Source organism: Spirillospora sp. NPDC049652 (assembly GCF_040675125.1).
GTDB lineage: Bacteria > Actinomycetota > Actinomycetes > Streptosporangiales > Streptosporangiaceae > Spirillospora.
On sequence record NZ_JBFAOF010000004.1, the window covers coordinates 14105 to 40523 of the forward strand.

The window sequence follows — 26419 nt, forward strand, 5'->3', positions numbered from 1 at the left end:
GCCCGGACCGTCCGGATCGTCGCGGGGATCTTGACACCGCTGATCGTCGCGTTGGCCGGGCTGGGAGCAATGGGGTCATTCACCACCGTCCGTGTGATGGCCGAGCCATGGTTCGGCGGAGACTCCTGGATCGTGCCGGTCGGCATGGACGTGGGAATCCTGGTGCTGCTCGCCTCGGACCTGCTGATGGAGTACCTGGACATGGCCTGGCCGGTGCTCCGCTGGGTCGCCTGGGGATACATCGCGGCCACCGTCGCCGTGAACGTGGCGGCTGCGCACGGGGACCTGGCCGGAAGCCTCATGCACGCCGCGATGCCCACGCTGTTCATCACCGCCGTCGAAGGCATCCGCCACCTGATCCGCCGTTGGGTGGGGCTCGCCGCCGGGACACGCATCGATCCGATTCCCACCCGGCGATGGCTCCTGGCTCCACTGTCCACGGCGCCGCTGTGGAGGCAAATGGTCCTGTGGCACATCACCTCCTACCGAAAGGCGCTCGACCTGGAGCATCGCCGCCTCATCGAGGTCGGTCGGCTTCAACAGCGCTACGGGCGGATCGCGTGGCGATGGCGCGCCCCGCTTCCGGAACGCCTGAACCTGCGCCTGCTCGCCTTCGACCATGAGCCGAGCAAGAGCACTCCTCCGGTCCAAGCATCGCCAGAGCTCGAACAGGCGGCCCCCGACTGGCTCAGCACCGAACTGCTCCTCGCGGCACGGTGCGTCCTGCGCGAGGCCCTCGCCGAGGGGCGCGTGTTGAGTCGAGCCGAACTCGGCCAGCAGATGCGAGGGCTGGGGTTCAGCATCTCCAACGAGCGTCTTACCGAACTCCGCCAACGCGCCAGCGCCGAAACGGCCCCACCGGCACCGAGCGACAGCCCTAGGGAAAGCGGCCTGCCGCGCCATCACTCATAGTTGACAATCCTCCACTCGACGTGCACTGTCGGAGTCTCATCAACTTTAATTGATGAGAGGAGATTCTGTTAATGATCCAACTACTGGAGGTGACGCCCGTGACCACATCCGCCTCGTCGTCCGCCACCAACCAGAACGTCCCCCCGCCCAGGGCCGGTGGCCCTCGCGACGCCGACCAAAGGGCCCGCGAAGTCGCCCTCAATCGACTGCGCACCGTCCTGACGGCTCTCGGCGTCCGCACACGCCTGACCCGTCCCCGAAGCCGTATCTGCCGTCTGCGAGTGCACAAGAACGGATGGCACGAGACGGTCATGTGCGGAGGAAGTGAAGGAACCTACGCCTACGTCACCGCCCACGGACGCCTCCTCGGCCCGACCAGCGACGTCCAGTCCATCGCCCGCCTGCTCATCTGGATGCTGGACCACCAGCAGCGATGACCTCAGCCGCCTCCACCCCGCCCGAGCACGATGCCGGCACTCCCCCCGGTGCCGACATCAGGCAGGCCGACACCGAACGGCGGCAGCAGCTCGCCGTTCTGCGCGGCATCTCCGATCACCAGACCAGAGAACTCCTGGATGGACGACTCGCCTGGACCGCCTGGCTGGACTTGGCCGATCGGCACGGACGATTCGGGTTCACCAACACTCTGCTCATCGGCGCGCAGCGGGCCACAGCGACAGAAGTCCGCACGTACAACGACTGGCAGGCTCGCGGACGCCAGGTCCGCAAGGGAGAACACGGCATCCGCCTGATCTCACGCCAGAACGTCCCCTACTCCGTCTTCGACATCGCCCAGACGGACGGCCCCGCGCTGGTCAGCACTCCACCTGCTCAGCTCGTCCAGCCGTCCGAGGCGCTGGAACGGCTCCTGCGCTTGGCCGCCGACCTGGGTGTCTACGTCGATCGGGGCAGCTGGTCCTACCTAGGACGTCCCGACCGTCGCATCGTCCTCCCAGCCGACCTCGGTGACGAACTGGCCCTGACGGTCCTAGCCCACCAACTCAGCCACGTCCTGCAACGCAGCGAACAGCCCGACCCAGATGCCCAGACGCCCTGCCGAGGCGTCCGCCGCGTCCGCGCCGACTCGATCACCCATCTCACCCTGGCTCACCTCGGGGCCGAGACCAATGAGCTCTCTTTCCCGCTCGTGAGCTCCTGGGCCGGAACCGATCCTCGGGCGCCTTCCCTGAGCGCGGTCAACAGCACCGCGACGCAGATCCTCCGCACAGCCCATCAGATCCGCCGCCGCCTGCCGGCTCCGCCGCCAACGCGCTCGATCCGCTCGACCACGCGAGTCACAGCAGTTGAGGAGGCTCCCACTTCCACGCAGGACGAGTTGGTCGGTGCCCTGGCCAGCGCACACGAGTACTTCCGGGCATGTCTGGCGGACAGCTGGGTGCCGGACTACCTATCCGAACGCGGTATCCCTCCAGCCGCCCTGGACACATGGGCGATCGGCTACGCCCCAGTCAAGGGGATGGTCGAACACCTCAAGGCCCTCGGCTTCACCGACTCCGCGCTCCAGGACGCTGGACTCACACGCGAGACCGGCAAGGGACGTCGGCCGCTGTTCACCGACCGCCTCGTCCTCCCGCTTCGGACGCCGGACGGCACGGTCGTGGGCTTCATCGGCCGCCGGCCCGACACCGGCCGCGGACCGAAATACCTCAACACTCCCACCACCGACCTGTTCAACAAGAGCCAGATCTTGTTCGGCCTCCACGAAAACCGCGGCCAGCTGAACGCCGGCGCCCGTCCCCTCCTCGTGGAAGGTCCCCTGGACGTCATCGCCGTCACCGCAGCCGCTCCCACCGGCCTCGCGCCAGTCGCTCCCTGCGGTACCGCCCTCACCACCGAGCAAGTAGCGATCCTCCGTCAGCACGCCGACATCGACACCCGCGGCCTAACGATCGCGCTGGACGGCGACGCTGCGGGACACCGCGCGATGCTGCGCGCCTGGAAGACGCTCCAGCAGGTCAAAGGGCCAATTGACGCGGTCGTTCTGCCCAAGGACCAGGACCCAGCCGACATCCTGCGCTACGAAGGGTCCATGAAGGTGCGCCAAGCGTTACGTTCCGTGGTTCCCCTGGCTGACCTGGTCGTCGACGCGCAGATCAGCCGTGTCGGGGGAACGCTCGACCATGCCGAGCAGCAGCTGGCGGCTGCCCGCGCCGCCGCCGGCCTCATCGTCCAGATGCCCCGGGACCAGATCGCCCGCCAGGTCCCCCGAGTCGCCACAGCAACCGGCGTCCCCACTGACACCGTCACCGGCCTGGTCGCCGACGCAATCAGCCCGGACCTTCGCCCCGCGCCCACGCCCAATAGCAGCCGGATGGCCGCTGGCACGCTTCCCTCGCCTCCGCCCCGAGCGTCACGACGACACGGCCGTTAGCGCAGCCCCAGCCCGCAGGAGACCACCATGAGTGACAACCACCATCCCGATCCGTTCACCGAGGGCCTCACCCTCAGCGGCCAGCGCGTCAGCCAGATCGCCATGGCCGCGGTGATGGGCGTCCAGGCCCACAACGCCATCGTCCGCCGGTTAGCGGAAGCGCGCCGCGCCAAGGACGAAGCCGCTGCGGAACGGGAGCACGCAGCGCTTCGTGCCACACGCGAGGAGGCACGAATCCGGTGGACGCCTGCCCACGACCGAGAGTGGTTGAACCGGGCCAACCTCTACGAGGTGGGGCAAGCCTGGGCCGCGGCACAGCCGTACATCAACACCGTGAAGCCCGCACGGTCCGCCGCCGACAAATGCGAAGCACGCCTCCGCGCCCTCCACCCCTACGCCATGCAGCGCTACGACGAACTACGCCGCGAGGGCAAAGACCGGCCGGACGCGATGCGGGAAGCAGCCCCCTACTTCACCAAAGCGCCGAATACTCGCACCGGCGAACCCGCGCCCGCACGTCCAGCCCTCAGCCAGGGGACAGGAACCACCTGGGCCGCCAACCCGCACGGTCCCACCCGCGCAGATCTGAACGCCGCCCAGCAGAGCGGGCGCGCCCAACAGGTCGCCGCCAACCTCCGCGCCAAGGCTCGCGAGAAGGGCCACTACCCGAGCCCGGTCGAGTTGCGCAGCATGCTGGAGACCACCACCAACCTCCCCGAGCACGCGATCACCAAGGCCGTCCCGCTCCGGTCACCCAGCCGCCGGACGGGCAGCGGAATCGCCACCCCCGAGGGCGAACTCGCGGATGCCGGCTTCCCCTTCACCATCGACGAAGCCCTTGCCGTGGCCGCCAGCCAGCCGGCCGAACACTCCGCGGCCCGCCGAAAGCCCAATCCGACCCCGGATCGCAACCGACGCCGCAACCGCTGACCAGAACGGAGTTCCGACAATGCATATCCCCGCAGGAGACGTGGACTCCTTCATCGCCTTCTTCATCATCGTCGGCGTCGTGGTACTCCCGCTCCTCCCAACGTGGATCGCAGTGATCAGACGCGCTGAGGCGATCTCCCTCGTGCTCCTGATCAACATCATGTGCTGCGCGACCGTCCTGGGATGGCCCATCGCCCTGGTGCTGGCTTTCAAAATGCCCCGACGCAGCGAGTTCCGTCTCTCGTCACCTGAGGGCCAAGGCCCTGGCCAACTCGGATAGGCCCCCAAGGCGTCCCACCGGCATGGGCAACCAGCACGGCGGCAGAATTGATCCGATAGCACTTCGGCGAAGCGCGACACCGCTGACCGCGTGCGCGCTCCCCACCGCAAGCCAGCCGAAGAACCACAGATTCACCAGCCTCGTCGCTGCCACCGAGCGGATTCCGCCGTCCGGCGGAGCCACCCAGCCACTTTGGGGATCAGTGCGCGTTGCTGGGCAATGACGCCGGCTCGTCCGCCGGCTGGTCGCCGCGTCAACGAGACGGTCCGCTCGCCTTGGCGGTATCGGGCATACGCGCGTTCGAGAGCCGGGAGCGCCATGAGCGGCCAGATCACCACTTGGCCGGTGATCTTGTCGACTAGAAGCACACGTTCGGACGATGGCTCAACCCGAGCAGGGACCGGCGGCGGTTCGACCACCATGCTGCGAACGACATAGGCGTCAGCGATCTCCGCGACCGTGGAGACGACTTCGCCACGACCGGGTGCGCGCCAGCGAGCGCGTGCGCGTCGCCATGCCTCGGCGGCATCCACGCACGGCAGCCTGTCCATCTGATGGGCGGTGAGCACTTCCGTCATACGCTCAAGGGTGCGGCAGGCCGCCGCTTCGCTCGTGCCACATGCGCAGCATCCGGCCTCGGCGTCGGACGATCCGGAGGTGGGGCGGTGAAGGTCCAGGACGGCGTGGAGCGCAGCGGCCAGCACGATCACCGTTCGGGGAGCACGCTGCAAGAACTCGGCTGACGCCTGGTCCAGTGTTCCGTCGGCGACCAGACGGTGTCCCGTCCTGGCGAGGGCGAGTTGATCGGCACGCACAGCCAGTGTCCCGGCGGAGTGAACGTACTGGGCCAGCCGGGCATGGCTGTCATCAGGCGTATCCGGCATGCGGACTCTCCAAATGCCACGAATATCAGCGATGTCTGTGGGGTTGGCCGGGGCGCAGACGTGGCGGCGTTTCGCAGCACCGGGTCTGCGCCCCGGGGTGCCTCGCCCAGTGCGGCTTTGCGACCGAGCCGGATGAGGCCATCTTCGGAGGTTCAGTGAGCGGGTCTTTGCGCGGACCGTTCCAAGGTCGCGATGACGTGTTCGGTGGTCTCCTGCAAGTCGATGTGCGGATGCCGGTGAAGCACGCCGCCACGGGCTGTCCACGCGAACGTGGAGCGGCACACCCACACGTTCAGGCCGGGCGTCTCGACCAGCGAGATTCCGGTGGCCTCGCTCGTCCTCCGTGCTCGAACGCCACGAGCGGCCAGGTTCATGGCAAGACGCTGTGCGGCGACCACGGGGAATATCGGCGCGCAGAGGCGCGGCCAGGCGGCGGGCAACGAGACCGCCATCCATACCGCCTTGCCTGACAACTGGGGGTCTGCGAGCCGGGGACGAGACGGATGTGCTCCCCAGCCATTGGTGACCGCGCCGACGATCGTCATACCGCGGCCGCTCTCTGCCAGCGGTCCACCGCCGTCGGGATGCGGCAGCGACTGAGGGGCGGAGTCGAACACGCTCACCACAAGCTCAGCCACCGGCCACGTCCGAGCCCACACCGCCAGCTCGGACACGTTGTCCGGGTGACCAGAGCGAGGCTTGGAGACGTGACGATGTGCGTTGGTCGCCAATTCACTGACCGCCAGCTGAGCGTTTTCGACGGCCTCAGTGTCGAAGCGCAAGGTTTGCATGACGTGACCGAGATGGGTCCGTGCCGCCTGCGCACATCGGTCATCGCTAGGCAGCGCCCATGCGCAGACGCCGCCATAGGGCAGGTCGGCGGGCTGGTTTATGGCCATCACGACCTCCCGCATGTATCGGAGGCGTAGGAACGGCAAGCCCCTGCCACCACCTCACGAAGCGAACCAGCCATCCGCGCCAGCGAAGACATGTGCCGGGGAGAGACCGGACGGACCAGAACGCTTCTCGCGGCCGGACAGTCGCTCTCATGTTCGGGCGCGGCCCGCAGCACGCCCAGGCGGACACCCACTTCGAATAGGCCGTCATCGTCCAGCAACCGACGGCGCATCGCGCCGCCGCGCTCCGAGCGGTCACCGATGCCGAGGGACGGACCGCCACGGTGCAGGACGGCGAAAACCCCGTCCCGGCCGAGTTCCACGGCCATCCCCAACTCATTCGGCACGGTTGGTGGCGTATCGAACGCCATCAGGTCACCGCGTGGAGCTGGATCTCCCCTAACAGGCGCCTGATTCGTAGGGTTGCGCATGAGGCTGGACCTCCTAGTAGTCCGGTCTCAAGGTCCCGGCGGGTGGTGCTACACCCGCCGGGACCGCACGTATTTGTCGGAGAGGAACAGAACGCTGCGCTGGTCAGCGCTGTCTCTGCTCTGCTGCGCGAGTGGGCAGCGACGAGTTCACGGTTCGCAGCGCGATCGTGGTCTTGGGCCGGGCGGACGCCGTTCGTCCTCAGGTGGACACGGTGAGCGGGGAACATCTCCACACGGGATGCCTGCGCGTACGCGAGGGCCAGCCGACAACTACGCCAGCCAGCAACAACGGTCCAGAAATACCGTCGACAGTCAGCCCACCGCCCAGCTACATCCGCCTGTCTGCCGATGACTCATCAGGCAGAACACGGTCTGGGTTCAGCGGTTGGTGCGTTCGGCCACCGCGAACAATGACAGCTACTCGGCTCTGGCCCTCATCGCCCTGTCTGGCGCGCTATCGCTTCAGCAGATGTGACCCGCTCGGCCAGCAGGTTCTGCGCCTCGCACAGGATCACCAGCTCCCCGACCGAGTTCGCGGCTATCTCCGTGAGACAGCCGCACCCAAGCTGGTAGTCCGACAGCTCGCGCAGCCGCCGTGCGAGCAGGCGCTCGCCAATGCGCTGGGTGTGCCAGCCCGGGCACAACCCGCCCAGAGCGACTCCCTTGCCGCCCAGCGCATCGTTCGTCGCCCGTGACGCGTCTACCATGGCGACACCTCCTTTGTGAGGTTGGGCCGCGCGGCCGGGCGGGGTTTCCTAGGCCGATGCCTGGTCGCGCGGCGGTCTAATTCACCGAGTGCCGTCCAAGGAGCGCGAGGCCCCCGTCTCCGCAGCTCCGGTGAAAGCGCGACTGACGCATGGACTCACTCCCCTCGTCACGATCAGTGATGTCAGGCACACTTCCGGTAGTGTGATGCAGAATCAGGCTGCAGGCAATATCTCCCGAGAATATTCTCCGAGCCTCGACGGGTGATCATGAGCGCAAACCGGAACAACCCATCCCCAACCATGCGGCGGCGGCGACTCGGAGCTGAACTGAGACGACTCCGCGAATCGGCCGGCAAGGTCGGCGACGAGGTCTCGGCCCAGCTGGGCTGGTACAGCGCCAAGGTCAGCAAGATCGAGACTGGCCGGATCGCTGTCGGCTGGGGCGACGTCGCAGACCTGCTCGATCACTATGGCGTCCCCGAAGGAGAACAGCGCGATCGCCTCATCGCACTTGCCCGCGAGTCGAAGACGAAACGGCGTGACGAGTGGTGGCAGCCGTTCAACGACATCCTGTCCCGCAACTACAAGACGGTCGTCGACCTGGAGACATCCGCGGCCTCCCTCCGGATCTTCGAGCCCCTGGTGATCCCTGGGTTGCTTCAGAACGACGACTACGCTCGCGCGATCATCAGGAGTCGCCAGGAGTACAGCGAAGAGGAAGTCGAGCGGCGCGTCGAGCTTCGGATGAAGCGACAAGCGGTCATCGAGGCCGGCGGCAGCCTCGACATGTGGGTCATCCTCGACGAAGCGGCGTTGCACCGGGAGATCGGTGGCCCGGAGGTCATGAGCAGGCAGCTCCGACGCCTGCTGGAAGTCGCCAAGGCTCCGCGTGTCCAGGTTCAGGTCGTCCCGTTCGGCGTCGGTCCGCACGCGGCGATGTCAGGTTCGTTCGGGGTCTTCTCGTTCGCCGAGGAGACCGACCCTGACGTCGTGTTCGTCGAGACGATCGCGGGCACTCTCTACCTTGAGCGCAAGGAGGACATCGCCGCCTCTAAGCTCGCTTTCGAGCACCTCCACGCGGCAGCTCGCGACCTGGCTGAATCCCTCGAACTGATCTCGGCAGCCGCGCGGACCTATGAGCAGCGGTAGGGAGACCCGGCCCCATGCCCCACAACGTTTCGAACGCGCGATGGCGCAAGTCGAGCCGTAGCGCTCAGGCCAACGACCAGTGCGTCGAACTCGCCGGCTTCGCCGACGTCGTCGCCGTCCGCGATTCCAAGGACCCCGACGGTCCGAAGCTCACCCTTACCACCGACGACTGGCGCGCCCTCACACGCGGCGTCAAAAGCCTCGGCGGCGACCAAGCCTGACGCCGCTCCAGCACATCAAAGGGCCCCTCACCTGCCCACCTACCGAGGACCGAAAACCCTGATGGGCCGCAGTGCCGTGGCCACGCTCGCCCTTCCACAAAGATGCGCGCCTGAGCGACGACGTCTTGATGCGCGAGCTGCAGTGGGACAGCGACGGCCACCGCCGACTGGGTCGCAAACCCGCCGCGGCCCTGGGGGCCGCTCCTTGGGAGATCGGCCCCGCGTGCGGTTAGCCTGATGGGCGAGTGGTCAGGGCCCGTTCGTAGAGGTCCCGAGCCTGCGGGTTGGGGATATGGCGGCGCAGCGCGGCGAGCATGGTCTGGTAGTGCTTGTCGCACCACCCGGACTGGACGGCCGGGTAGTCATCGAGCATCCGTCCCCAGTCCCGGCAGGCTTCCTCCAACCGCCCCACCGCGAGTTTCCGCTCGGCGAGGATCCCGCGGTTGCGGACACGGACCCGCTTGTAGGCGGGGGGCCTGATGCGCAGAGAGCGCTCCAAGGCGGCGATGGATCCCTTCACGTCGCCCAGCTCGAACGACACCTGCGAGACGTGGTAGCTCATCGCGGCGGGATCGTAGGAGCCGAGCGCCTTGGCCTGCGACTCGGCTTGTTCGAGGGCGGTCTCGGCTCGCCGCAGGTGGGTCAGGGCTCTGGCGCGGGCGCCGACCTGCGCGGCGGCGTGCGCCTGCTGCCCTGCCAGGAACGCACGCAACCTGGGACCGGCCTGCGGCGAGGCCGCTGCGGCGGCGTCGGCCAGGTGCAGCGCCGTGGTGCTGTGATGCAGGTCCACGGCCTGCACCGACATGCCGCGCAGCGTGGTGCAGTAAGTCAGGTGGTCACCGGCATACCCGGCCAGCTCCAGGGCCTGGCTGTAGTAGCGCTGCGCGACGCCTTCGACGCCCTCGTCCATGGCCATGTAGCCGGTGAGGTAGCAGTGGTCAGCGGCGGCCGACATCATCTGGCTCCGGATGTCCTCGCCGGCCTGCGCCCGTAGGTAGGGCGCGATCGTGTTGACCAGGAACGCCGCGGCGAGGGGCCGCACCGCCTTCCCCCCGAACTGGTCATCCAGCGAGGACAGGTGGTCGGTCATCTTCCGGACGGCGTCGACCTCGCCAGGGCCGATGCGGGTATGGGGGTCACGGCGTAGCCGGTCGAACCGTCCGGACACCTCCGACCAGCCGGGGATGGCCAAGGCCGCCGAGTAGAGGCCTAGGCCGAGGACTGCTCGCCTGCTCGGGTCCATGTCCGCACCCCCAAGATCCACCAGCCTCGTCACGATATCCGCGGCCGGGGCGGGTTCGGTCTGGCAGGGGCCCAGGCCAGCGGCGGACAGGGTGATGGGGCGTTGGAGGCGTCGCGCGAGCGCCTCACACACCAGGGGCCGGATGGGTGCCCGCGGGAGCGTCCCCGACAGCCAATGGTGGACCGCGGTGTTGTCATAGTTCAGCTTCAGTCCGGCCTCGCGGCCCAGGCGGTTCACCGCGTGTGCGAGCTGCCCGGGTGTCCATCGCGCCTGGTCGATGAGCGCGGCGAGGGCGGTGTTCGGCGGGCGGTCGTTGCGGCCTGCCATCGGCGGCTCCCCGAACTTTCAGCACTTTCAGCCTTTGCGCCAGCCTCCCCCCTTCAACGGGACCGCGGAAGCGTTTTCACTACAGCCAAGGCCACTTCGACGGGAGCAATCCCGCCCCATGAGCCCGGCACAGCAGGGACCTCACGCCGCGCTGACGTGCGGCTTAGAAGAAAACGACCTAGTCAAGCGACTGTTCACGCCGGAGCCGACGGCTCGCTCGGGCAGCATGGCCGGTCGGTACATCAGCAGCCGCCTGCGCCGCTCAGGCCGCAGCAGGCCACGATTCAGGAGGACGCCGTCATGACCGTCGACACACTGGAGAGCGCGCACCTCCGCAACCGCATGGTCGACCAGCTGATCGCCGACCAGGCGGCCAAGGGCCTCATGCTCCCTGCTTCGGTGGAGGCGGCGCTGCGGACCGTCCCCCGGGAGCTGTACGCGCCGAACACCCCGCTTCCCGAGGCGTACGCCAACTCCGCCATCGTGACCAAGCGGCGCGGTGAGGAGAGCATCAGCTCGGTCTCAGCGCCGTTCCTGATCGCCGAGATGCTCGGCCAGGCGGTAGACGCCCTGGACGGTCTGAAGGGCCGGCACGTGCTGGAGATCGGGTCTGGCGGCTACAACGCCTCGCTGCTGGCCGAGCTCGTCGGCCCGGCCGGATCGGTGACCACCGTCGACATCGACCCGGAGGTCACCGGCCGCGCCTCGGCGTGCCTGGCCGCAGCCGGCTACCACGACGTCGAGGTGGTGTGCGCCGACGGCGAGCACCCGGTCGGGCCGGGCCGCCGCTACGACCTGATCATCGTCACCGCCGGCGCCTGGGACATCCCGGCGGCGTGGCGGGAGCAGCTCACCGACGGCGGTGTGCTCGTAGTGCCACTGCGCACCTTCGGGCTGACCCGCTCGTGGGCGCTGCGGCGGGCAGGCCAGGAGCTGGTCAGCCACAGCCACCGCCAGTGCGGGTTCGTGTCCGTGCAGGGCGCCGGAGCCCACGAGGTCCGCTACCTCGACATCGCCGACGGGGTCCACCTTCGGCTGGACGAGGACCAGCAGGTCGACCCGGCGATGGTCACCGAGCTGATGCTCCAGCACCGCCAGCAGGCATGGACCGGCCTCAGCCTGGCGCCCCGCACGGTCCTGGCGGACCTGGACCTGTGGCTGGCGACCCGGCTGGTCGGTGAGGCGGACGAGTTCGTGATCCTGACCGCGCAGGAGGCCGCCGTCGAGTCCGGCGTCGTGGCCCCGGCGTGGCGGTTCGGCACCCCGGCCACCGTGGAGACCGGCGCGTTCTGCTACCGGTCGCAGCTGCTGTGGACCGGCCAGCGGTTCGACGTGGGCGCGATCGCCCACGGCCCGCACGGCTCAGCCGCGGCCAAGCGGATGGTCGAGCACATGCGCGCCTGGGTGGATGAGGACAGCCCGTCCCCGGCGCTGCGCGTCCTTGCGGCACAGACTCCCGACGGCGACCTGCCGGCCGGGACGGTCCTGGACAAGCGGCACAGCCGCCTCGTCCTGACCTTCACCCCCACCGAGGAGAAGGGACTCTCCTGATGGACACCACAGAGCACGACTACTACCAGCTGGACGTGCGTCTGGTCGACGCCGGGCCCGCCGCCAGCGGCCACGCCACCAACACCGACGACGGCTGCGGATCGGGCAACACCGGCTCGAACGCCTGCACGGGCCCCGGCAACTGACCTGATCAGCTGTCAGCAGCATCGTTCGTCCCGGGGGCCCGGCCTGCTGAAGGCCGGGCCCCCTTCTTGGAATTCGGAACGGTGAACTCAGATGCGCGACCTCCCAGCCTCTACGACGTTCCACGCGACCGAGGCGGCTTTGATCAGGGCCGCCGCCTACCCTCTGGACCTGGAAGTTCCGCCCTGGCCGGACCTGACTTGCGATCAGCCGGACGCGTGGCTGATGTGGCTGCGGGAAGTGTGGGAGCTGCCGGGCTTCGCCGAAGCCGTCACCTGCGCGACCCCCTCCTTCGCCGCCCAGGTCACCCGAGTCCTGGCCGGAGGCTCACTCCCCACGCGCCGCCTGCGCCGCGTGGTCGAGACCACCGTCCGATACCTGCTCAGGTGGACCACCCGCGCAACGCCGTTCGGCCAGTTCGCCGGCGTCGCCCCCGTCGCGTTCGGCGACCACGCGGCGGTCCGCTGGGGCCGGCAGCACCGCGACGCCGTCCTTCCCGACGAGCGCTCCATCACCGAGTGCGCCGCTGCGGCCGAGGACGACCTTCCGACGCTGCGGACCATGCAGGTGGTGACCAACGCCACGGGATACCGGCGCGGCCAGGCGTGGGTCGTCCCTTGCGCCCGGTCCCAGGACGGCCGCCGGTGGGACACCGAGATCGGGCTGACCGAACCGGTACGGATGGTCCTGGAGACCGCCCGCTCCTCCATCGCGTTCGCCGAGCTGACCGCCAAAGTCGCCCCTCATGTCGCCCACGGCACCGGCGAGGCCGAGCAGTTGTGTCGCGCGTTGGTGCGTGCCCAGGCGCTGCTGTCAGCGGTCCGGCCGCCCATGACCGTGACCGACCCCATCGCACATCTGGCGAGCCACCTCCCGGCGGACGCCCTGCCCGGCGCTGGCGGCCACGCCTCTGTGGACCGGCGCGTCGACTGCTCGGTGACGCTGCCCCCGCCGATCGTCGAGGAGGTGTGCCGGGCCGCCGACGCCCTCGTGGCAGTGGCACCGCGCCTGCCGGGTTGGGTCGCCTACCACGAGGCGTTCATCGAGCGGTGGGGGCCGGGCGCGGCCGTGCCGCTCCGCGAGGTCGTCACCGTCCTGGGCTTCCCTTCCGGGTACCGAGGATCTGTCCGGCGGGAACTCCCGTTGCTGACCACCCGGGACGCCCTGTTGGCCGACCTGGCGCAGCGTTCGGCTCTGGACGGCTGCACCGAGATCGTCCTCCACAATGACCTGATCGCGGCGCTGCGCGGCGACGACGACCGTCCTCCGATCCCTCACACCGAGCTGCGATTCGCCCTTGCCGCCGACGCGCTCGGCGACCTGGATCGGGGCGCGTTCACGCTGACGGTGTTAAGCGGCGCCCGCCACGCCGGAGTTGCTGCGGCCCGGTTCCTTCATCTGCTCACCTGCACTGAACGGGAACGGTTCCGCCGCGTCTACAGCACTCTGCCGACCGCTCTACCGGGCGCAACCACCGTGCAGCTGTCCGCGCCTCCTCTGGAGCCCCGGCTCGCCGCGCTCGCCCGCACCCCCGAACTCCTGCCCGTGCTGCCCGTCGGCGACTTCCATCCCGACCCGGCCTACACGCTGGCCGACCTGGCGGTCGCCGGCGACGGCAACCGGTTGTGGCTGGCTTCCCTCGCCACAGGCCGCCCCGTCGAGCCTCTTCTGCTGAACAGCGTTCTCCTGTCGTCCCTCCAGCAGCCGATCGTCCGGTTCCTCGCTGAGGTCTGGACGGCCTGGACAGCACCGTGCGCGCCGTTCGACTGGGGGCGCGCTCGCGGCCTCAGTTACCTGCCCAGGATCCGGCGGGGCCGCGCCATCCTGCATCCGGCCCGCTGGACCATCCACCAGGCTGACCTTCCCGACCGCACCGCGTCATGGGCACGTTGGCGCAGCGCCTGGCAACGGCACCGGATGTCGCGACGTCTGCCGATCCAGGTGCTGATCGGTGACGACGACGTCCGGCTACGCCTGGACCTGGACGACCCCGCCCAGGCGGTGCTCCTGCGCGACCAGCTCGACCGGCATAAGAGCGTCGTCCTCACCGAAGCCCCCGAGCCGCCCGGATGGCTGGCAAGCAGGCCCGCCGAGTTCCTCACCACCCTCGTCGCCACCGGCCCCCGCCCCGTACCGCGCCCGGCCCGGCCCGTCACCACGCTCCAGCACCGGCCCGCCCGATCGCGCTGGGTGGACGCAAGACTCGTCGGCACAGCGGAGGACATCCTCGCCGAACTCCACCGGGCACCGCCCCACCTCCCGGCAGGCTGGTGGTTCCTGCGCTATCCCACCCCAGCCCCTCACGTGCGGTTGCGGATCCCCCTGGCCGATCCCAGCCAGTTCACCGCCGTCGCCCAAAAGATCGCCGAGTGGGCGGAGCACCTGGACAAGGAGGGCGTTCTCACCGACTACCTCCTTGCCACCTACCGGCCCGAGACCCGCCACGGAAGCAGGACGGTCCTGGCCGCGGCCGAAGCGGTGTTCGCCGCCGACTCCCGCGCCGTCCTGGAGCGCCTGGCCGGCGACCGGCAGGCGGCCGCGGCAGCCGGGATGATCGCGATCGCCGACGGATTCACCGGCGACGGCGCCACCTGGCTCGTCGAGCATGTGCCGCATCGCAGCGGCCCGCGCCTGTCCCCGGCCCAGCTGTCCTGCGTCAACTCCTTCGCCCCGCAAACCGAGCTCGCCGCTACCCTGAAGACCTACCGGGCCGCGGCCGACCAGGACGGCCTGGACACCGACCAAGTCCTCGCCGACCTCCTGCACCTGCACCACGCCCGCGCGATCGGCGTCGACTCCGCCTCCGAGCGGCACTGCCTGCGCCTCGCCCGCGCCGCCGCCCATAGCGCCCTGGCCCGCAGGCCATCATGAACCCAGCCCAGAACCTTGCCGAGGGAGCCGTCGGGATCGCCCTGCTCCACCTGGAGAACGGCTGCTGGGACGACGCCTTCGCCGCTCTGAAGGCAGCCGTCGCCAACGGTGTCAGCATCGCCAACGATGCCAGCCTGTACTTCGGGGCACCCGCCCTGGCGTTCGTCCTGGCCGCAGCCGACCATCCCAGCCTCGCCCGCGCCAAGGCCACCGCGGCAGCGGGAACAGCGCTGGTGACGCGGCGACGCCTGGAAGCCGCTCATCGCCGCATCGACCACCGTCAGCACGCCCCCTACGGGGAGTTCGACCTCATCCGGGGCCTGACCGGACTGGGGGTCGCCCTACGCCGCATCGGTGACCAGGCACTGCTCCGCGAGATCTTGGCCTACCTGGTCCGGCTCACCCAACCCCTCCACGGCCTGCCCGGCTGGTGGTGCCCCACCGGTCCCAACCGCAACCGACCCGGCCCGGCGGGCGGCCACAGCAACCACGGGCTGGCCCATGGGATCACCGGGCCGCTGGCTCTGCTGGCACTCGCCCTGCTCGACGGCGTCGAAGTCGACGGGCAGCGCGCAGCGATCACCCGCATTTGCAAGTGGCTGGACCGGTGGGAGCAGCGGGACGACAACGGCCAGTGGTGGCCGGAAACCCTCTCCCTCCACCAACTCCAGCAGGACAACGCCGGGCTCGGCGGACCAACACGCGCATCCTGGTGCTACGGCACCCCCGGCATAGCCCGCGCCCAGCAGCTCGCCGCCCGCGCCCTGGACGATCCCGTCCGCCAACGCGCCGCCGAAGCCGCGTTCACTTCGTGCGTCACCGACCCCCGCCAAGCCGGCCAGCTCACCGGACGGGGACTCTGCCACGGAACCGGCGGCCTCCTGGCAACCGGTCGACGAGTCGCCGCCGACGCTCCAACCCCGATCCCGCTCACACCCCTGCTGCTAAGGCACCAGCGCGCCACCGCCGCCCCCGACGAGCCGGACGGCCTCCTCGACGGAGCCGCCGGCGTCGCACTGACCACCGCAGGCGTCACCTCGTCCTGGGACGCCTGCCTCCTACTCTGCTGACTCCCGCCAAGGAGAAACGACCATGCCCGACACCAACTGGACGCAAGTCAACCTCACCTTCCCCAGCAACAGCGCCCGCGAGCGCGAGCTCCAGGGCGTCGCCCACCTGAGCCGGGTCCTGCCGGACGCCGAAGCAAACGGCCTCATCACCGCCTGGTTCTTCACCCGCAAAGGACACTGGCGCATCCGCTACCTCTCCACCCCAGGCGACAGCACCGGCCAGTCCATTCACCACCTCCTCACCCAAGGCGTCAAAGCCACCAGCGACATCTACGAGCCCGAGACTCACGCCTTCGGCGGCACAGCCTCGATGGCTTTCGCACACCAGCTCTTCTACGCCGACAGCCGCCACCTCCTCACCTACCTCAGCGGCAACGCTCACAACCGCCGCGAGCTGTCCATCGTCCTGTGCACCGCCTACATGCGCGCCGCCGGCCTGGAGTTCGGCGAGCAAGGAGACGTCTGGGCCCGAGTAGCCGACCAACGCGCGCCACTGCGGACGGACCGGCCGCCCGCCTCAACCTGGGCGACGTTCACTGGCGACGTCCGTGAGCTTCTTCTCGGCAACCTCCGCACCGACGACCTCACCACCACGTGGATCCAGGCGTTTCAGCATGCGGGAGAACAACTGCGCCACCTGCGAGAGCAAGGCCGCCTCACCCGCGGAATCCGCGCCGTAACCGCCGAACACGTAATCTTCCACTGGAACCGGATAGGAATCATGGGGACCACCCAAGCGCTCCTGGCCCGTGCCGCTACAGACGCCGTCTTCGGCGAACGGCCCCGGGTGGGCACCTTCAGTGGATCGCGCGCTCGGTGACCTGCAAAGACACCGACAAGCGAACCCCGGCAGGCCACCCGCACGTTCATTTGTCTGTTGCAGGAGACCGGGCGTTTTGCAACGACCTATGCAACAGCGAACGGCCTGGTCAGCACGGAGACGGGAGCGCCTTTCATAGGCGATCTCCTATGAAACACGGGCGTGATGTTGAGCGACAGGTTTTCGTCAGCGGACGCGACGAGATGGTGTCAGTGGTCCGGCGACACGTTCTTGTCAGTAGTCGGCGGTGCACCGGCCATCCCACGGTTACGAGGCGGGTGGTGGTTACGCGCTGGGCTCGTCGACGATGGCGAACTCGGGCCAGGGCTGGCCGCCTTGCGGCATGTACTCGTCGCGTTCGCGGGTGATGTGGTCGTCGGTCCGGTAGCGCAGGCTGAACAGCACGTCGTCGGCGACCGAGACGTGGTGCGGGCCGTTGCGGCTGTAGAGCAGGCCGCTGCCCTTCAGAGCGCGTTCGGTGTACCGCCAGGATTCGCTGGCGCGGTGCGCGAGGTAGCGCGGGCCGTCTCCCTCGGCCAGCGCGGTCAGCAGGACCAGGGCGTCGTGTTCGTCCAGGAGGCCGCGGGAGCGGTCGGTGTCGTGGATAGCCGTGCGTTCGTGGTCGGTGAGGGTGTCCAGCCGTGGGGTGAGGGTGTAGCGCTCGGGCGCGACGCGACGTAGCGCCAGCGGGCCGGCGACGTCGGGATGGTCGTAGGCGTTGTTCAGGGTTGCGGTGATGCGGGGGAGAGGCCAGCGCAGGGCGGTGGCGAGTTCGTCGACGCTGAGCGGGGTGGAGGCGGTGGCCAGCGCGGTGAGCACGGTAAGGGTGTCGTGGCGCAGGCCGTCGTCCCCGCCGGTGTCGTCGAGCGCGTCCTTGTCTGCGGTGCCGGACTGGCCGTGATGCGGCTGGCGTCGTTTGCCAAGCACGCCGTGGAACTCGGCGACCAGGTCGGCGGGGTGGATGTCGAGTTGGCGGGCGATCTCGATGAGGACGCGTACCGGCTGGTCGATCAGTTCTGGCTGCGGGCCGGCGCCGAGTTGGTGGGGGTGGATGCCCAGCAGGTCGCCCATCTCCCACAGCGACAGCCCGGCCTTCCGCAACCGGTCGTGGATGCCCCGGATCCTCTTTTTCACATCGGCTCCTTGCGGCGGATCCAGGGTGGTCGGGCACGGCTGGAAGGTGGCGGCCAGGGCATCTGGGTGGAGTCCAGTAGCGGGATACGGGCCAGGTGCAGGCCGCGCTCGATGAGCCAGCCGTAGCTGCGGCGGGTCAGAGCGATGTCGGCGCCGTATTTGCAGTGGCCGTCGTGCAGCCAGTTGGCCTGCAGGTTCAGTTGGCGCAGGGTGCGGCGGATCGCCTCGCGCAGGCTGTCGTGGGGTGAGTGGGTCTCGGGCTGGTCGGGGTGGAGGAAGTAGGTGTCGGTGTCGGCGGCGCCCTGGCCGCGCCGGTAGGCCGGGTGCGCGGTGAAGATCCGGCGGGACGAAGGCGGGGATGCGGATGGGTTCCATCGGGGCGAAGGCGAAGTAGGCCATCGCCGCCTCGGGGCCCTTGATGGTCTGGGCGATGGTCTCGTGGGAGGTGAAGCGGAGGGCTTCGTTGAGGGCGCGGGCGTGGGGCCCGCGGATCGCTGATCCGTCGGGGGCGATGTCGTTGATGCGCAGCTCGTCGAACAGCCCGGTGCCGCGGTTGAGGTGGAGCGAGAGGGCGGTGGCCGCGGCGGTGTCGGTCCGGCAGTTTTTCTCCAGCGCGGCGGCGCGCGGGGCGGTCAGGTCGCCCAGCAGCCGCCGGGCCGGGCTGGGGCCGAGCGCGTCCGGCCGCCACTGCAAAAGCACCCGGCGGACCAGCAGCGCGGCCTGGACCGCGCGCAGGCGCACCAGCGCGGCTTGCGGGCTGGGCGCGGGGCCGATCATTACGTCGCGCAGCCAGCCGTCAGGGAGGTGACGAACCCGAGGCTGAGGTCGCGGTCGATGGCGGCGAAGGGTTCGTCGTAGGCGTCCAGCCAGGTGTCGGTGGCTTCGGCGGCGGCGTAGTACACGGTCGCGATGTACGCGAAGTCGCGGCGGTCCAGGTGGCGGCGGCAGGCGGCCAGGAAAGTGGTGAAGTCCGCAGCCGGGAGCGGTGGCCATCGCACGGCAGCGGGCGCGGCGGGTACGGGCACCGTGGGCAGGCGGGCGTAGAACTCCCACAGGCTGACACGTTCGGGGATCACGCCGGTCGCCTGCTGCAATGTGGGGATGGGCTGCATGATGTCCGGGCTGAGGGAGGTGCTCCACAGCAGCCATAGCCGCGCACCGGTCGCGGTGGCGAGCTGAGGAGTTGCTCGCCGGTGACCAGGTGGGTTCGGTCGACGATCAGGTCGCTGACCGCCGCTCCGGTGAGCCACGCTTCGGCCAGTTCCCACGCCAGCGCGGTGACGCGCTCACCGGCGGCCGCGGCGGGGGGCTTTCCGGCGGCGACCAGAACGTCCAGACCCAGGGTGGTCAGACCGCGGGCGCCGGGAGTGGGACGGATGACCGCCCGGCCGTGCGTCGGTCCTCCGCAGGCGTTGATGTGGCGCGTGGCGGCCAGCTCATCGCCGGCGTTGTCGACCAGCATCACCGCGGGCACGGGCGCCCCCGGCGGCGCCAGCTGCGGTACTTCCAGCAACGCTTGGGTCGGCGGTTGCGGGGGCAGGCTGGGGTCGGTGTTCATGGCAGGCCGCCACCGAGTTTGGCGTAGGCGTTGTCGGCGACCTCCGCGGTGATCTGCTTGAGCCGGTGGGCGCGGCACAGCGACAGCGCGGTTTGGGTGAACACCGCCCAGTTGCGCAGCATGCCCTTGCCGTAGGCCTCGTCGACCTCGGTCTGCAGCGCCTCGTCGGCGTCGCGGTAGATGGCGTGGTAGCCGCGCATCAGCGCGGGCACCTTGGCCCGCTCCAGCTTGGTGAACGGCAGTCGGCGAAACACCCGCGAGGCCAGCATCGGCTCGCGCGAGAGCACCTCCCAGCAGCCGTCGCCGCCGACGTACAGCAGCGCGAACCGGGTGTCGGGATGGTCGTGCAGGTGCCGCAGCAGCTCGATGCAGTCGCCGTTGAGGCGTTGCGCCTCGTCGACCACCACCAGGCGCCGCGGTCCCGACAGCTGCTCGATCAGCGCGGCGGTCAGGTAGAAGCGGTTGCGGCTGCGCGGGGCGGGTGTCCCGGTCAGCGCCTTCAGCAGTTCGTCGGCGACCAGCCGCATGGTCGGCTTGCTGGGGAACGCCAGCGTGCAGGTGACCACCTGCGGGGCCTTCCGCGTGCCCGGCCGGGCCTGCTCGCGCTCGCGCAGCCGCTCCAGGTGGGCCTCGACCGCGAAGGTCTTCCCGGTGCCGGCGACGCCGTGCACCACCCCGGTCGCCGACACTTTGATCAGGTCGTCGATGATCTGGCCGGTCAGCTGGTATTGCGGTGTCTGCAGGGTGGCGGCGCCGGTGAGGGCGACGAAGTGCCGGGGCATCAGCCCTCCTGCTCGTCTGTGGGTTCGCCAGCGGGATCTGCGGCGGGGCCGGCGGCGGGGTCGGTCAAACCGAGCAGGTTGGTACGGGCGCGGCGGCGCAGCAGATCCTCGCCGCGCCGCGCGGCCAGTTCATCGCCGGGGGTGGCCGGGAGCACACGGGCCTCGGTGACGGCGCCTTGGCCGTCGGTGAGCGGGACGAGCGTCGTTCGGGCCCGCGCGGCGGCCTTGCGCCGCAACCGCCCCAGCCGCTTGCGCTCTTGGGCGGCGTGCGCGCGGAACGCGGCGCGCTGGGCGTCGGTGGCCTGGGACTGGGGGACGGCGGTGCACAGGAACTCCCCGTCCCCGTACACCTCGACAAACCGGTCATCGTGCGGCATGTAGCGGATCTGGACACGTTCTCCGCCGCGTCCCTGCAGCTCGGGGGCGAAGTAGTGCAGGTTGTTGCGGCGGATACCGTACTTGCCGATCACCGCGTCCTGACCGGCCAGCAGCAGGTACCGCAGCTGCGCGGTCTCGATCCGGTGAAGCGGCCCGGGGGCGTCGTGCCAGGCTTGCAGCCGGGTGCGGCCCTCCAGCGCCGAGTGCGGCCAGTCGGTGTTGTACCAGGACGCCCACGAGGCGAACAGCGCGACGAACCGCTCCAGCGCCATCGGCCCGCCCTCACCGGCTTCGACCTCGGCGGCGGCGACGCGGGCGGCGAGCCGATCGTCTAGCGGCCCGTACAGCCGGCCGGCGGCGTCGCGCGGGCCCTTGGTGTAGCCGGGCAGCGCGTGCAGCAGGGTCTGCTCGATGGTGCGGTGGACCCGTTCGACCTTGCCCTTGCGAAACGGGTGACGGGCGGGAAGCCGGTCGATCTCTACGCACAATGCTGCGAACGCCTCGCGCACCGCGGTGGCCGCGAACTCCAGGCCGCGGTCGATGCGCACCCCGGCCGGGACCGCACCGAACGGCCCACGAGCCGGGTCGTGCACCATGCCTATCCGCACCGCGGTCAGCACGGTGCCGGCGGTCGGGGTCAGCGCGATCGCCCAGCCGACCAGCGTCCGTGTCCCATCGTCGACCACCGCGGTCAGCCACGGCCGGCACGCGGTCATCCCGCGTTTGGGCAGCACCAGGATCGGCAGCTGCTTGTGGTCCATCTCCCAGCACTCATTGCGTGCCGACGGAGTGCGCTGCTCAAACACGCTCACTGCCCGTACCCCGGCCTCACCCCGCGTCCAGGCGGCCCGCTCGGCGGGCGTCAACTGCCGGGCGAAGGCCCGCTCCAGCGACCGCAGCGACAACGGAGGAGCATCCGCCCAGCCCTCCACCAGGAACAGCGGCACTGGCACCCCGGCCGCCACCACTTCCCCCTCGAGGACACCCAGGGGCGCATCGGCCGGCACGGCGGATGATGCGGCGGACGGCGTGGCGGCGTGGCGGCGTGCGCAGCGATGACCGCGTGCCGCGCCCGGTGCAGCGCCGCGATGTTGCCGTAGAAGTACGCGAACGCCTCACGGTCGGTCTCGGTCAACCGGTACGCCTGCGGCCCTGGACGACGTCCGCGGTCCCCGTCCGGATCGCCCAGCCACCGCCAGACTGTCCGCCCGCTCACCCCGAGCCCCTCTGCCGCCAGCCGCACATGCCCCGAGGTCAGCTGCCCGGCGGCACGCAGCTGCCGCAAGCGGGCTATTGCCGCTGCTCGCTTCGCCGCGTCCACCCGCGGGCCGCGTCGGGACATCGTGTTCTCCTGGAGCTGGACAGATCACCACCCCTGACGATCCCGGACGGTAGCAATACGAACACGGACCGTCCGCTAAATTCGGGATGACTGGCACGGACCGGCCAAGCCCGTCGCCGACCTGCCCTTTGGGCGCGGGAACGACGTGTGTGCCTGAAAACCGTGAGCGGTACAGGTCCGCCATCCACGATGATGAATCTTGTGTCCCTGGCCCAGACCCTGTTGCACAGTGCTCCGTCCGAGGTGACGATCGATCAGATTCGCCGGCTGGTGGCGATGGTCGGTCCCGAGAGCCCCACGCTGGAGTACAAGGCCAACATGACCTCCACCATCGCCAAGGCCGTGGCCGCGTTGGCCAACACCTATGGCGGTCTGGTCCTGGTCGGTGTCACCGATGACCGAGAAGTCACCGGTGTCAAGGAGAAGACGCTCGAAAGCGTGTCCGAGCACTGTCACAGCACCATTGAGCCCCCGTGGGTGCCCGAGATCATCCCGGTCCCGATGGACGACGGCTCGGGTAAGTACGTCCTGGTCATGCGGGTGGTGCCCGGCGTCGGGCCGCGACCGCTGCTCGTTGACGGGGCTGCGCCGGTCCGGCACCACAACACCACTCATCCGGCCAGCTGGCAGCAGCTCGCCGCGATGTTCGCCGAGAGCGACACGGTCGCGCAGGCTGACCCGTGGTCCATCCGGCCCCCCGACCTCCCGCGAGGGCCGACGGGTGATCCGGACGAGCATGTGGATTTGATCGTTCGATCCGGTCTCAACGTCCGCATCGATCCCCGGGCGGCCTGGCGTCCGCTGCGCGAGCAGGACGTCGACCAGTTGGCCGACGCACTGAACCGGTCGGAACTGGTCGGCCAGCTCGCCGACCTGATCTCAGGTGGTGGCGGCTGCGGCATCCGCCGGTTCCACCGCCGCGGACACAACCGATCCCGCGTCATCAGGCTCCAGTGGCAGGGACTGCCATCCGGCTGGACCTCCGGCGGCCCGGTTCCCGTCGAAGCGCTGCTGTCGGCCGAGGTGCCGGGCGGCTACGGCCAGCCCGCCACCCACCTTCTGGTGCACCTGGACGTCACGATCCGTATCGCCAGCTGGCTCAGAACGGAGGAAGCCCGCTGGGTTCCAGCCAGCGGCAGCCAGCAGAACCGCCCTGAGCCCGACTGGCAGATGAGCGTCGATGCTCTCGGGGGGCTCATGGACGTGCTGGTCGCCGCGCTCGTCGACCAGCACGTCGTCGGCTCGCTCGCCGAGTTGGCGCAGATCGATTCATTGGCCGTTCCCCAACCCCGCGCCCTTCACTTGGTCACTCGGCGACCGATCCCGCAGACCCTGGACATCGGCGCCCTCAAGACGATCCCCGAGGCAGGCAACTCCCACGGCGCGCATCTGCTCGCCGACCCCGGCTTCGACCTCACCGATCCCCCCAGCCGGCACAAGCAGGTCGACGCCTGGCTGGTGCAGACGGCATTGGACGCTGGGCTGCTCGGCATGGAGGAACTACTGGCGAGCCGCCCTTCGCCATGGGCTACCGGCTGAGGCCAGACCGCATTGCTCGATAGATCGCCTCGGCCGCCGACGGGCGGTCTCCAGCTTCAAGAAACCTTCGTTAATTGAAGATCACTCCGAAGAGTCCGGCGGCCCCGGAAATCCCTTCAAAACCTGCCGCGTTCAATAACCCCGTAGTGCCGTTTGTTGAGAGAATTCCGGGTTTGCCGCCCCAACACACCGGCCTCGCCGGTCGCCGAGCCGAGCTCGCCGCCGACCGCGCTGGAACTCCCCGGCGATCCGCTCGCCGCGTTCCCCGCCAGCCGCACCGAGATCCGCATCGGGTGCGCCCGCGTCTCCACCATCGGCCAGAACCTGCAGCAGCAGATCGACGCGCTCAAGGCGGCCGGGTGCCGCAAGGTGTTCGCGGACAAAAGGTCCGGCAAGACCGCCGCGCGCCCCGAACTGAAGGCCTGCCACGCCTTCCTCGACGCCGGCGACACCCTCGTCGTCCCCTCGCTGGACCGCTACGGCCGCTCCCTTCAGGACCTCATCGCCATGGTCGCCGAGCTGCGCGGCCGGCAGATCGGGTTCACCTCGCTTGTTGGAGCTCTCCCCGGGTGGGGTGTGTTTTCGCCCTGTATCAGGGGATGGGCATGTCGAGGCTGATGCGGCGGTTCCTGCGGCTGTGCCTGATCTCTGGACGATCGGAGGTCGCGTTGGCGAGCCGGCCCGGGGGAGGCGGGGTGGGCATGTTGGGCTCGAACTATGTCGCTGGAGCGGACCTGGTGCCTTGGTTCCTCAGGGAGCGGATGGAACGGCGGGGCGGCTGGTGAAAATCACGTTCCTGTTGCACAGCGCGTACGAGATGGGTGGCACCTTCCGGTCCAACATCATCTTGGCCAACCACTTGGCCGACCGACACCAGGTAGAGATCATCACTGTTCTTCGCTGTTGTGAGGAGCCGTTCTATCGCGTCGATGCGCGGGTCAGGGTGCGCACGATGGTCGATGTTCGCGGGCGGTCGGGGGTCTGTCGCTGGCTGGACCGCTGCTCCAGCCGGCTGATCTGTCGGGCCGACCCTCGACGCCGGGAGGTCCCGCTCCGCGGTGACCCGCGGTTGTGGCGGGCGTTGCGGGCCCTGCGGACCGACGTCCTGATCGCCACGCGCAGCGGCCTGAACCTGCTCGCCGCCCGTCTCACGCCGCGTGGTGTGGTCGTCGTCGGGCGTGAGCACCGAAATTTCGGCTTTCACGACACGGCCATGCTGGAGCAGATCGGCCGCTGGTATCCGCGACTGGACGCGCTGGCGACCCGTACCGAAAGCGACCGCCGTGACTATGCGCAAATGCTGGGTGGGGCCGTGCCGGTGGTGGCGCTTCCCGGCGAACTGGGTCCGCGCCGACGGCTGCGCTCATCACAGGACCAGCGGGTCGTCGTGGCAGCCGGCCGGTTCGACCCCGTCAAGCGCTACGACCTGCTGATCCGCGCCTTTGCCAGGGTGAGGGCGGCCCACCCGGACTGGACCTTGCGGCTTTACGGCGGCGGAGCGCTGGAAGCCGACCTTCGCGCGCTCGCCGACAGGCTGGGACTCGGCGCAGGCGTCCAGTTCATGGGGCATGCCAACGACATCGAGGCCGTGCTGGTCCAGGCGTCGATCCTGGCGGTCAGCTCCGACAACGAGGGCTTCGGCAGGACGATCGTCGAAGCGTTCGGCTGTGGCGTCCCGGCGGTCAGTTTCGACTGCCCCCGCGGCCCCCGCGAGATCATCATGCCCGGGCGTACCGGCCTGCTCGTCCCACCGGGCGACATCGACGCCCTCGGCACGGCACTGATCGAGCTCATCGACAACGACCGGCTGCGGCGGGATATGGCGGGCAACGCCTTCGAAGCGGCCCGGCAGTACGACATCGACATCCTCGGCGAACGCTGGGGCGCCCTGCTGACCGGCCTGGTGGCCGCCAAGGGCGGGGCGGCGCGTGCTGGTTCCCGGCGGTGACCCACAAGGAAGGACGCCTGTGCAGGACTGGTCGATCGGCATCTTCGAAGGGCAATCCCCCCTGCACCTGGAGCCGGCCCCCGGTAACCCGGTGCTCACCCGCGATCACATCCACGACCTCGACGCGGCCTTCGTCGCCGACCCTTTCACCCTGCGCGTCGGCGACCGGTCGCACATGTTTTTCGAGATCTACGACCGGGCCGCGGGGCTGGGGCGGATCGGTCACGCCGACAGTGTCGACCATCGATCCTGGACCTACAACGGCGTGGTCCTCTCCGAGGACTTCCACTTGTCCTACCCGTTCGTCTTCACCCACGCCGGAAGGATCTACCTGGTCCCCGAGACGCGGCGCACCGGGCAGGTGCGCCTTTACGTGGCCGATGCGTTCCCGACCGGCTGGCGGCCGGTCATGGTCCTGCTGCACCGGCCACTGGCCGACCCGACGCTGTTCTGCCATGACGGCAGATGGTGGATGTATGCCTGCGGCCCGCACAACCATGACCATCTGCATCTCTTCCACGCCGACACACTCTTTGGGCCGTGGTCCGAACACCCCGCCAGCCCTCTGATCTCCGGCGACCCCGGCCGGGCGCGCCCGGCCGGCCGACCCGTGCGATGGAACGGGCACCTTGTGCGCTACGCCCAGGACTGCCGAGGCGGGTACGGCATGGGAGTACGGGCCTTCACCGTCACCGACCTGACACCCCACGACCACCAGGAGACCCCGACACCCATCGACCCCTTCGCCCACGCCGCACGCCAGCCCTGGAACCAGGGCGGGATGCACCACATAGACCCGATCCACCACCAGGGAAGATGGCTGGCCTGCGTTGACGGCTGGGGCACCACGTGACGCCGCACGGCCTGTGCGCATCGGCACGGCCGCCGAACGCGCAGGCCGCGGCGGGGC

General features: G+C 69.5%; 25 protein-coding genes. 15 read left to right on the top strand and 10 right to left on the bottom strand.

Features of this window, described 5'->3' with window-relative positions; all coding sequences use genetic code 11:
• Positions 1-30: 30 nt before the first annotated feature.
• The 4 genes from AB0J52_RS00815 (at position 31) to AB0J52_RS00830 (ending at position 4234) form a co-directional block, all read left to right on the top strand.
• Complete coding sequence (locus AB0J52_RS00815) at positions 31-912, top strand: DUF2637 domain-containing protein (protein ID WP_500179460.1); 882 nt, start codon at positions 31-33, stop codon at positions 910-912.
• Positions 913-1193: 281 nt separating this feature from the next.
• Entirely contained in the window at positions 1194-1349 is a 156-nt protein-coding gene (locus AB0J52_RS00820; protein WP_500179461.1) for a hypothetical protein, read from the top strand.
• Entirely contained in the window at positions 1346-3304 is a 1959-nt protein-coding gene (locus AB0J52_RS00825; RefSeq protein WP_500179462.1) for a toprim domain-containing protein, read from the top strand. Before AB0J52_RS00820 ends, AB0J52_RS00825 begins: the two co-directional genes overlap by 4 nt.
• 27 nt (positions 3305-3331) lie before the next feature.
• Positions 3332-4234: a hypothetical protein gene (locus AB0J52_RS00830; protein WP_500179463.1), complete on the top strand. Its 903-nt coding sequence runs from the start codon at positions 3332-3334 to the stop codon at positions 4232-4234.
• 411 nt (positions 4235-4645) lie between these two features.
• Here the strand turns inward: AB0J52_RS00830 and AB0J52_RS00835 are convergent, their stop codons facing one another.
• The 4 genes from AB0J52_RS00835 to AB0J52_RS00850 form a co-directional block, all read right to left on the bottom strand.
• Entirely contained in the window at positions 4646-5398 is a 753-nt protein-coding gene (locus AB0J52_RS00835; protein ID WP_500179464.1) for an SUKH-4 family immunity protein, read from the bottom strand.
• A gap of 152 nt (positions 5399-5550) precedes the next feature.
• Positions 5551-6312: an ATP-binding protein gene (locus AB0J52_RS00840; RefSeq protein WP_500179465.1), complete on the bottom strand. Its 762-nt coding sequence runs from the start codon at positions 6310-6312 to the stop codon at positions 5551-5553.
• On the bottom strand, positions 6297-6665 hold the full coding sequence (locus AB0J52_RS00845) for a hypothetical protein (protein ID WP_500179466.1): 369 nt from the start codon (positions 6663-6665) through the stop codon (positions 6297-6299). Before AB0J52_RS00845 ends, AB0J52_RS00840 begins: the two co-directional genes overlap by 16 nt.
• A gap of 494 nt (positions 6666-7159) precedes the next feature.
• Positions 7160-7432: a hypothetical protein gene (locus tag AB0J52_RS00850; RefSeq protein WP_500179467.1), complete on the bottom strand. Its 273-nt coding sequence runs from the start codon at positions 7430-7432 to the stop codon at positions 7160-7162.
• Between the two features lie 267 nt (positions 7433-7699).
• On the opposite strand from AB0J52_RS00850, the gene AB0J52_RS00855 reads away from it, so the two are divergent.
• Together AB0J52_RS00855 and AB0J52_RS00860 are read left to right on the top strand one after the other, a co-directional pair.
• The gene (locus tag AB0J52_RS00855; protein ID WP_500179484.1) at positions 7700-8581 is read left to right on the top strand and encodes a helix-turn-helix domain-containing protein; all 882 of its coding nucleotides are present in this window, start codon (positions 7700-7702) and stop codon (positions 8579-8581) included.
• Between the two features lie 14 nt (positions 8582-8595).
• Entirely contained in the window at positions 8596-8802 is a 207-nt protein-coding gene (locus tag AB0J52_RS00860; RefSeq protein WP_500179468.1) for a DUF397 domain-containing protein, read from the top strand.
• A gap of 229 nt (positions 8803-9031) precedes the next feature.
• On the opposite strand, the gene AB0J52_RS00865 is transcribed toward AB0J52_RS00860, so the two are convergent.
• The gene (locus AB0J52_RS00865) at positions 9032-10372 is read right to left on the bottom strand and encodes an NsdA family TPR-like regulatory protein (RefSeq protein ID WP_500179469.1); all 1341 of its coding nucleotides are present in this window, start codon (positions 10370-10372) and stop codon (positions 9032-9034) included.
• Between the two features lie 300 nt (positions 10373-10672).
• Here AB0J52_RS00865 and fxlM point away from each other — a divergent pair, with 300 nt between their 5' ends.
• The 5 genes from fxlM (at position 10673) to AB0J52_RS00890 (ending at position 16828) form a co-directional block, all read left to right on the top strand.
• Positions 10673-11923: a methyltransferase, FxLD system gene (gene fxlM / locus AB0J52_RS00870; RefSeq protein ID WP_500179470.1), complete on the top strand. Its 1251-nt coding sequence runs from the start codon at positions 10673-10675 to the stop codon at positions 11921-11923.
• Positions 11923-12069 carry an FxLD family lanthipeptide gene (locus AB0J52_RS00875; RefSeq protein ID WP_500179471.1) on the top strand — a complete coding sequence of 49 codons (147 nt, stop codon included), beginning with the start codon at positions 11923-11925 and terminating at the stop codon, positions 12067-12069. Before fxlM ends, AB0J52_RS00875 begins: the two co-directional genes overlap by 1 nt.
• 223 nt (positions 12070-12292) lie before the next feature.
• Positions 12293-14938 carry a lantibiotic dehydratase gene (locus tag AB0J52_RS00880; protein WP_500179472.1) on the top strand — a complete coding sequence of 882 codons (2646 nt, stop codon included), beginning with the start codon at positions 12293-12295 and terminating at the stop codon, positions 14936-14938.
• On the top strand, positions 14935-16008 hold the full coding sequence (locus tag AB0J52_RS00885; protein WP_500179473.1) for a lanthionine synthetase C family protein: 1074 nt from the start codon (positions 14935-14937) through the stop codon (positions 16006-16008). The genes AB0J52_RS00880 and AB0J52_RS00885 overlap by 4 nt, the downstream gene beginning before the upstream one ends.
• A 22-nt stretch (positions 16009-16030) precedes the next feature.
• Positions 16031-16828, top strand: a complete 798-nt coding sequence (locus AB0J52_RS00890) for a thiopeptide-type bacteriocin biosynthesis protein (RefSeq protein ID WP_500179474.1) — start codon at positions 16031-16033, stop codon at positions 16826-16828.
• A 285-nt stretch (positions 16829-17113) separates the two neighbouring features.
• Here AB0J52_RS00890 and AB0J52_RS00895 read toward each other — a convergent pair whose 3' ends face one another.
• From AB0J52_RS00895 to AB0J52_RS00915, 5 genes are all read right to left on the bottom strand, one after another.
• The gene (locus tag AB0J52_RS00895; protein WP_500179475.1) at positions 17114-17962 is read right to left on the bottom strand and encodes a hypothetical protein; all 849 of its coding nucleotides are present in this window, start codon (positions 17960-17962) and stop codon (positions 17114-17116) included.
• A gap of 776 nt (positions 17963-18738) precedes the next feature.
• The gene (locus AB0J52_RS00900) at positions 18739-19038 is read right to left on the bottom strand and encodes a hypothetical protein (RefSeq protein ID WP_500179476.1); all 300 of its coding nucleotides are present in this window, start codon (positions 19036-19038) and stop codon (positions 18739-18741) included.
• Positions 19035-19520, bottom strand: a complete 486-nt coding sequence (locus AB0J52_RS00905; protein ID WP_500179477.1) for a hypothetical protein — start codon at positions 19518-19520, stop codon at positions 19035-19037. Before AB0J52_RS00905 ends, AB0J52_RS00900 begins: the two co-directional genes overlap by 4 nt.
• The gene (locus AB0J52_RS00910) at positions 19517-20302 is read right to left on the bottom strand and encodes an AAA family ATPase (RefSeq protein WP_500179478.1); all 786 of its coding nucleotides are present in this window, start codon (positions 20300-20302) and stop codon (positions 19517-19519) included. The genes AB0J52_RS00905 and AB0J52_RS00910 overlap by 4 nt, the downstream gene beginning before the upstream one ends.
• Complete coding sequence (locus tag AB0J52_RS00915; RefSeq protein ID WP_500179479.1) at positions 20302-21633, bottom strand: transposase; 1332 nt, start codon at positions 21631-21633, stop codon at positions 20302-20304. The genes AB0J52_RS00910 and AB0J52_RS00915 overlap by 1 nt, the downstream gene beginning before the upstream one ends.
• Before the next feature lie 590 nt (positions 21634-22223).
• Here AB0J52_RS00915 and AB0J52_RS00920 point away from each other — a divergent pair.
• The 4 genes from AB0J52_RS00920 to AB0J52_RS00935 all read left to right on the top strand — a co-directional run bounded on the left by AB0J52_RS00920 (position 22224) and on the right by AB0J52_RS00935 (position 26362).
• Positions 22224-23561, top strand: a complete 1338-nt coding sequence (locus AB0J52_RS00920) for an AlbA family DNA-binding domain-containing protein (RefSeq protein ID WP_500179480.1) — start codon at positions 22224-22226, stop codon at positions 23559-23561.
• A 156-nt stretch (positions 23562-23717) separates the two neighbouring features.
• Positions 23718-24179: a recombinase family protein gene (locus AB0J52_RS00925; RefSeq protein WP_500179481.1), complete on the top strand. Its 462-nt coding sequence runs from the start codon at positions 23718-23720 to the stop codon at positions 24177-24179.
• A gap of 163 nt (positions 24180-24342) precedes the next feature.
• Positions 24343-25509, top strand: a complete 1167-nt coding sequence (locus tag AB0J52_RS00930; RefSeq protein WP_500179482.1) for a glycosyltransferase family 4 protein — start codon at positions 24343-24345, stop codon at positions 25507-25509.
• 19 nt (positions 25510-25528) lie between these two features.
• The gene (locus AB0J52_RS00935) at positions 25529-26362 is read left to right on the top strand and encodes a glucosamine inositolphosphorylceramide transferase family protein (protein ID WP_500179483.1); all 834 of its coding nucleotides are present in this window, start codon (positions 25529-25531) and stop codon (positions 26360-26362) included.
• Positions 26363-26419: the final 57 nt, after the last annotated feature.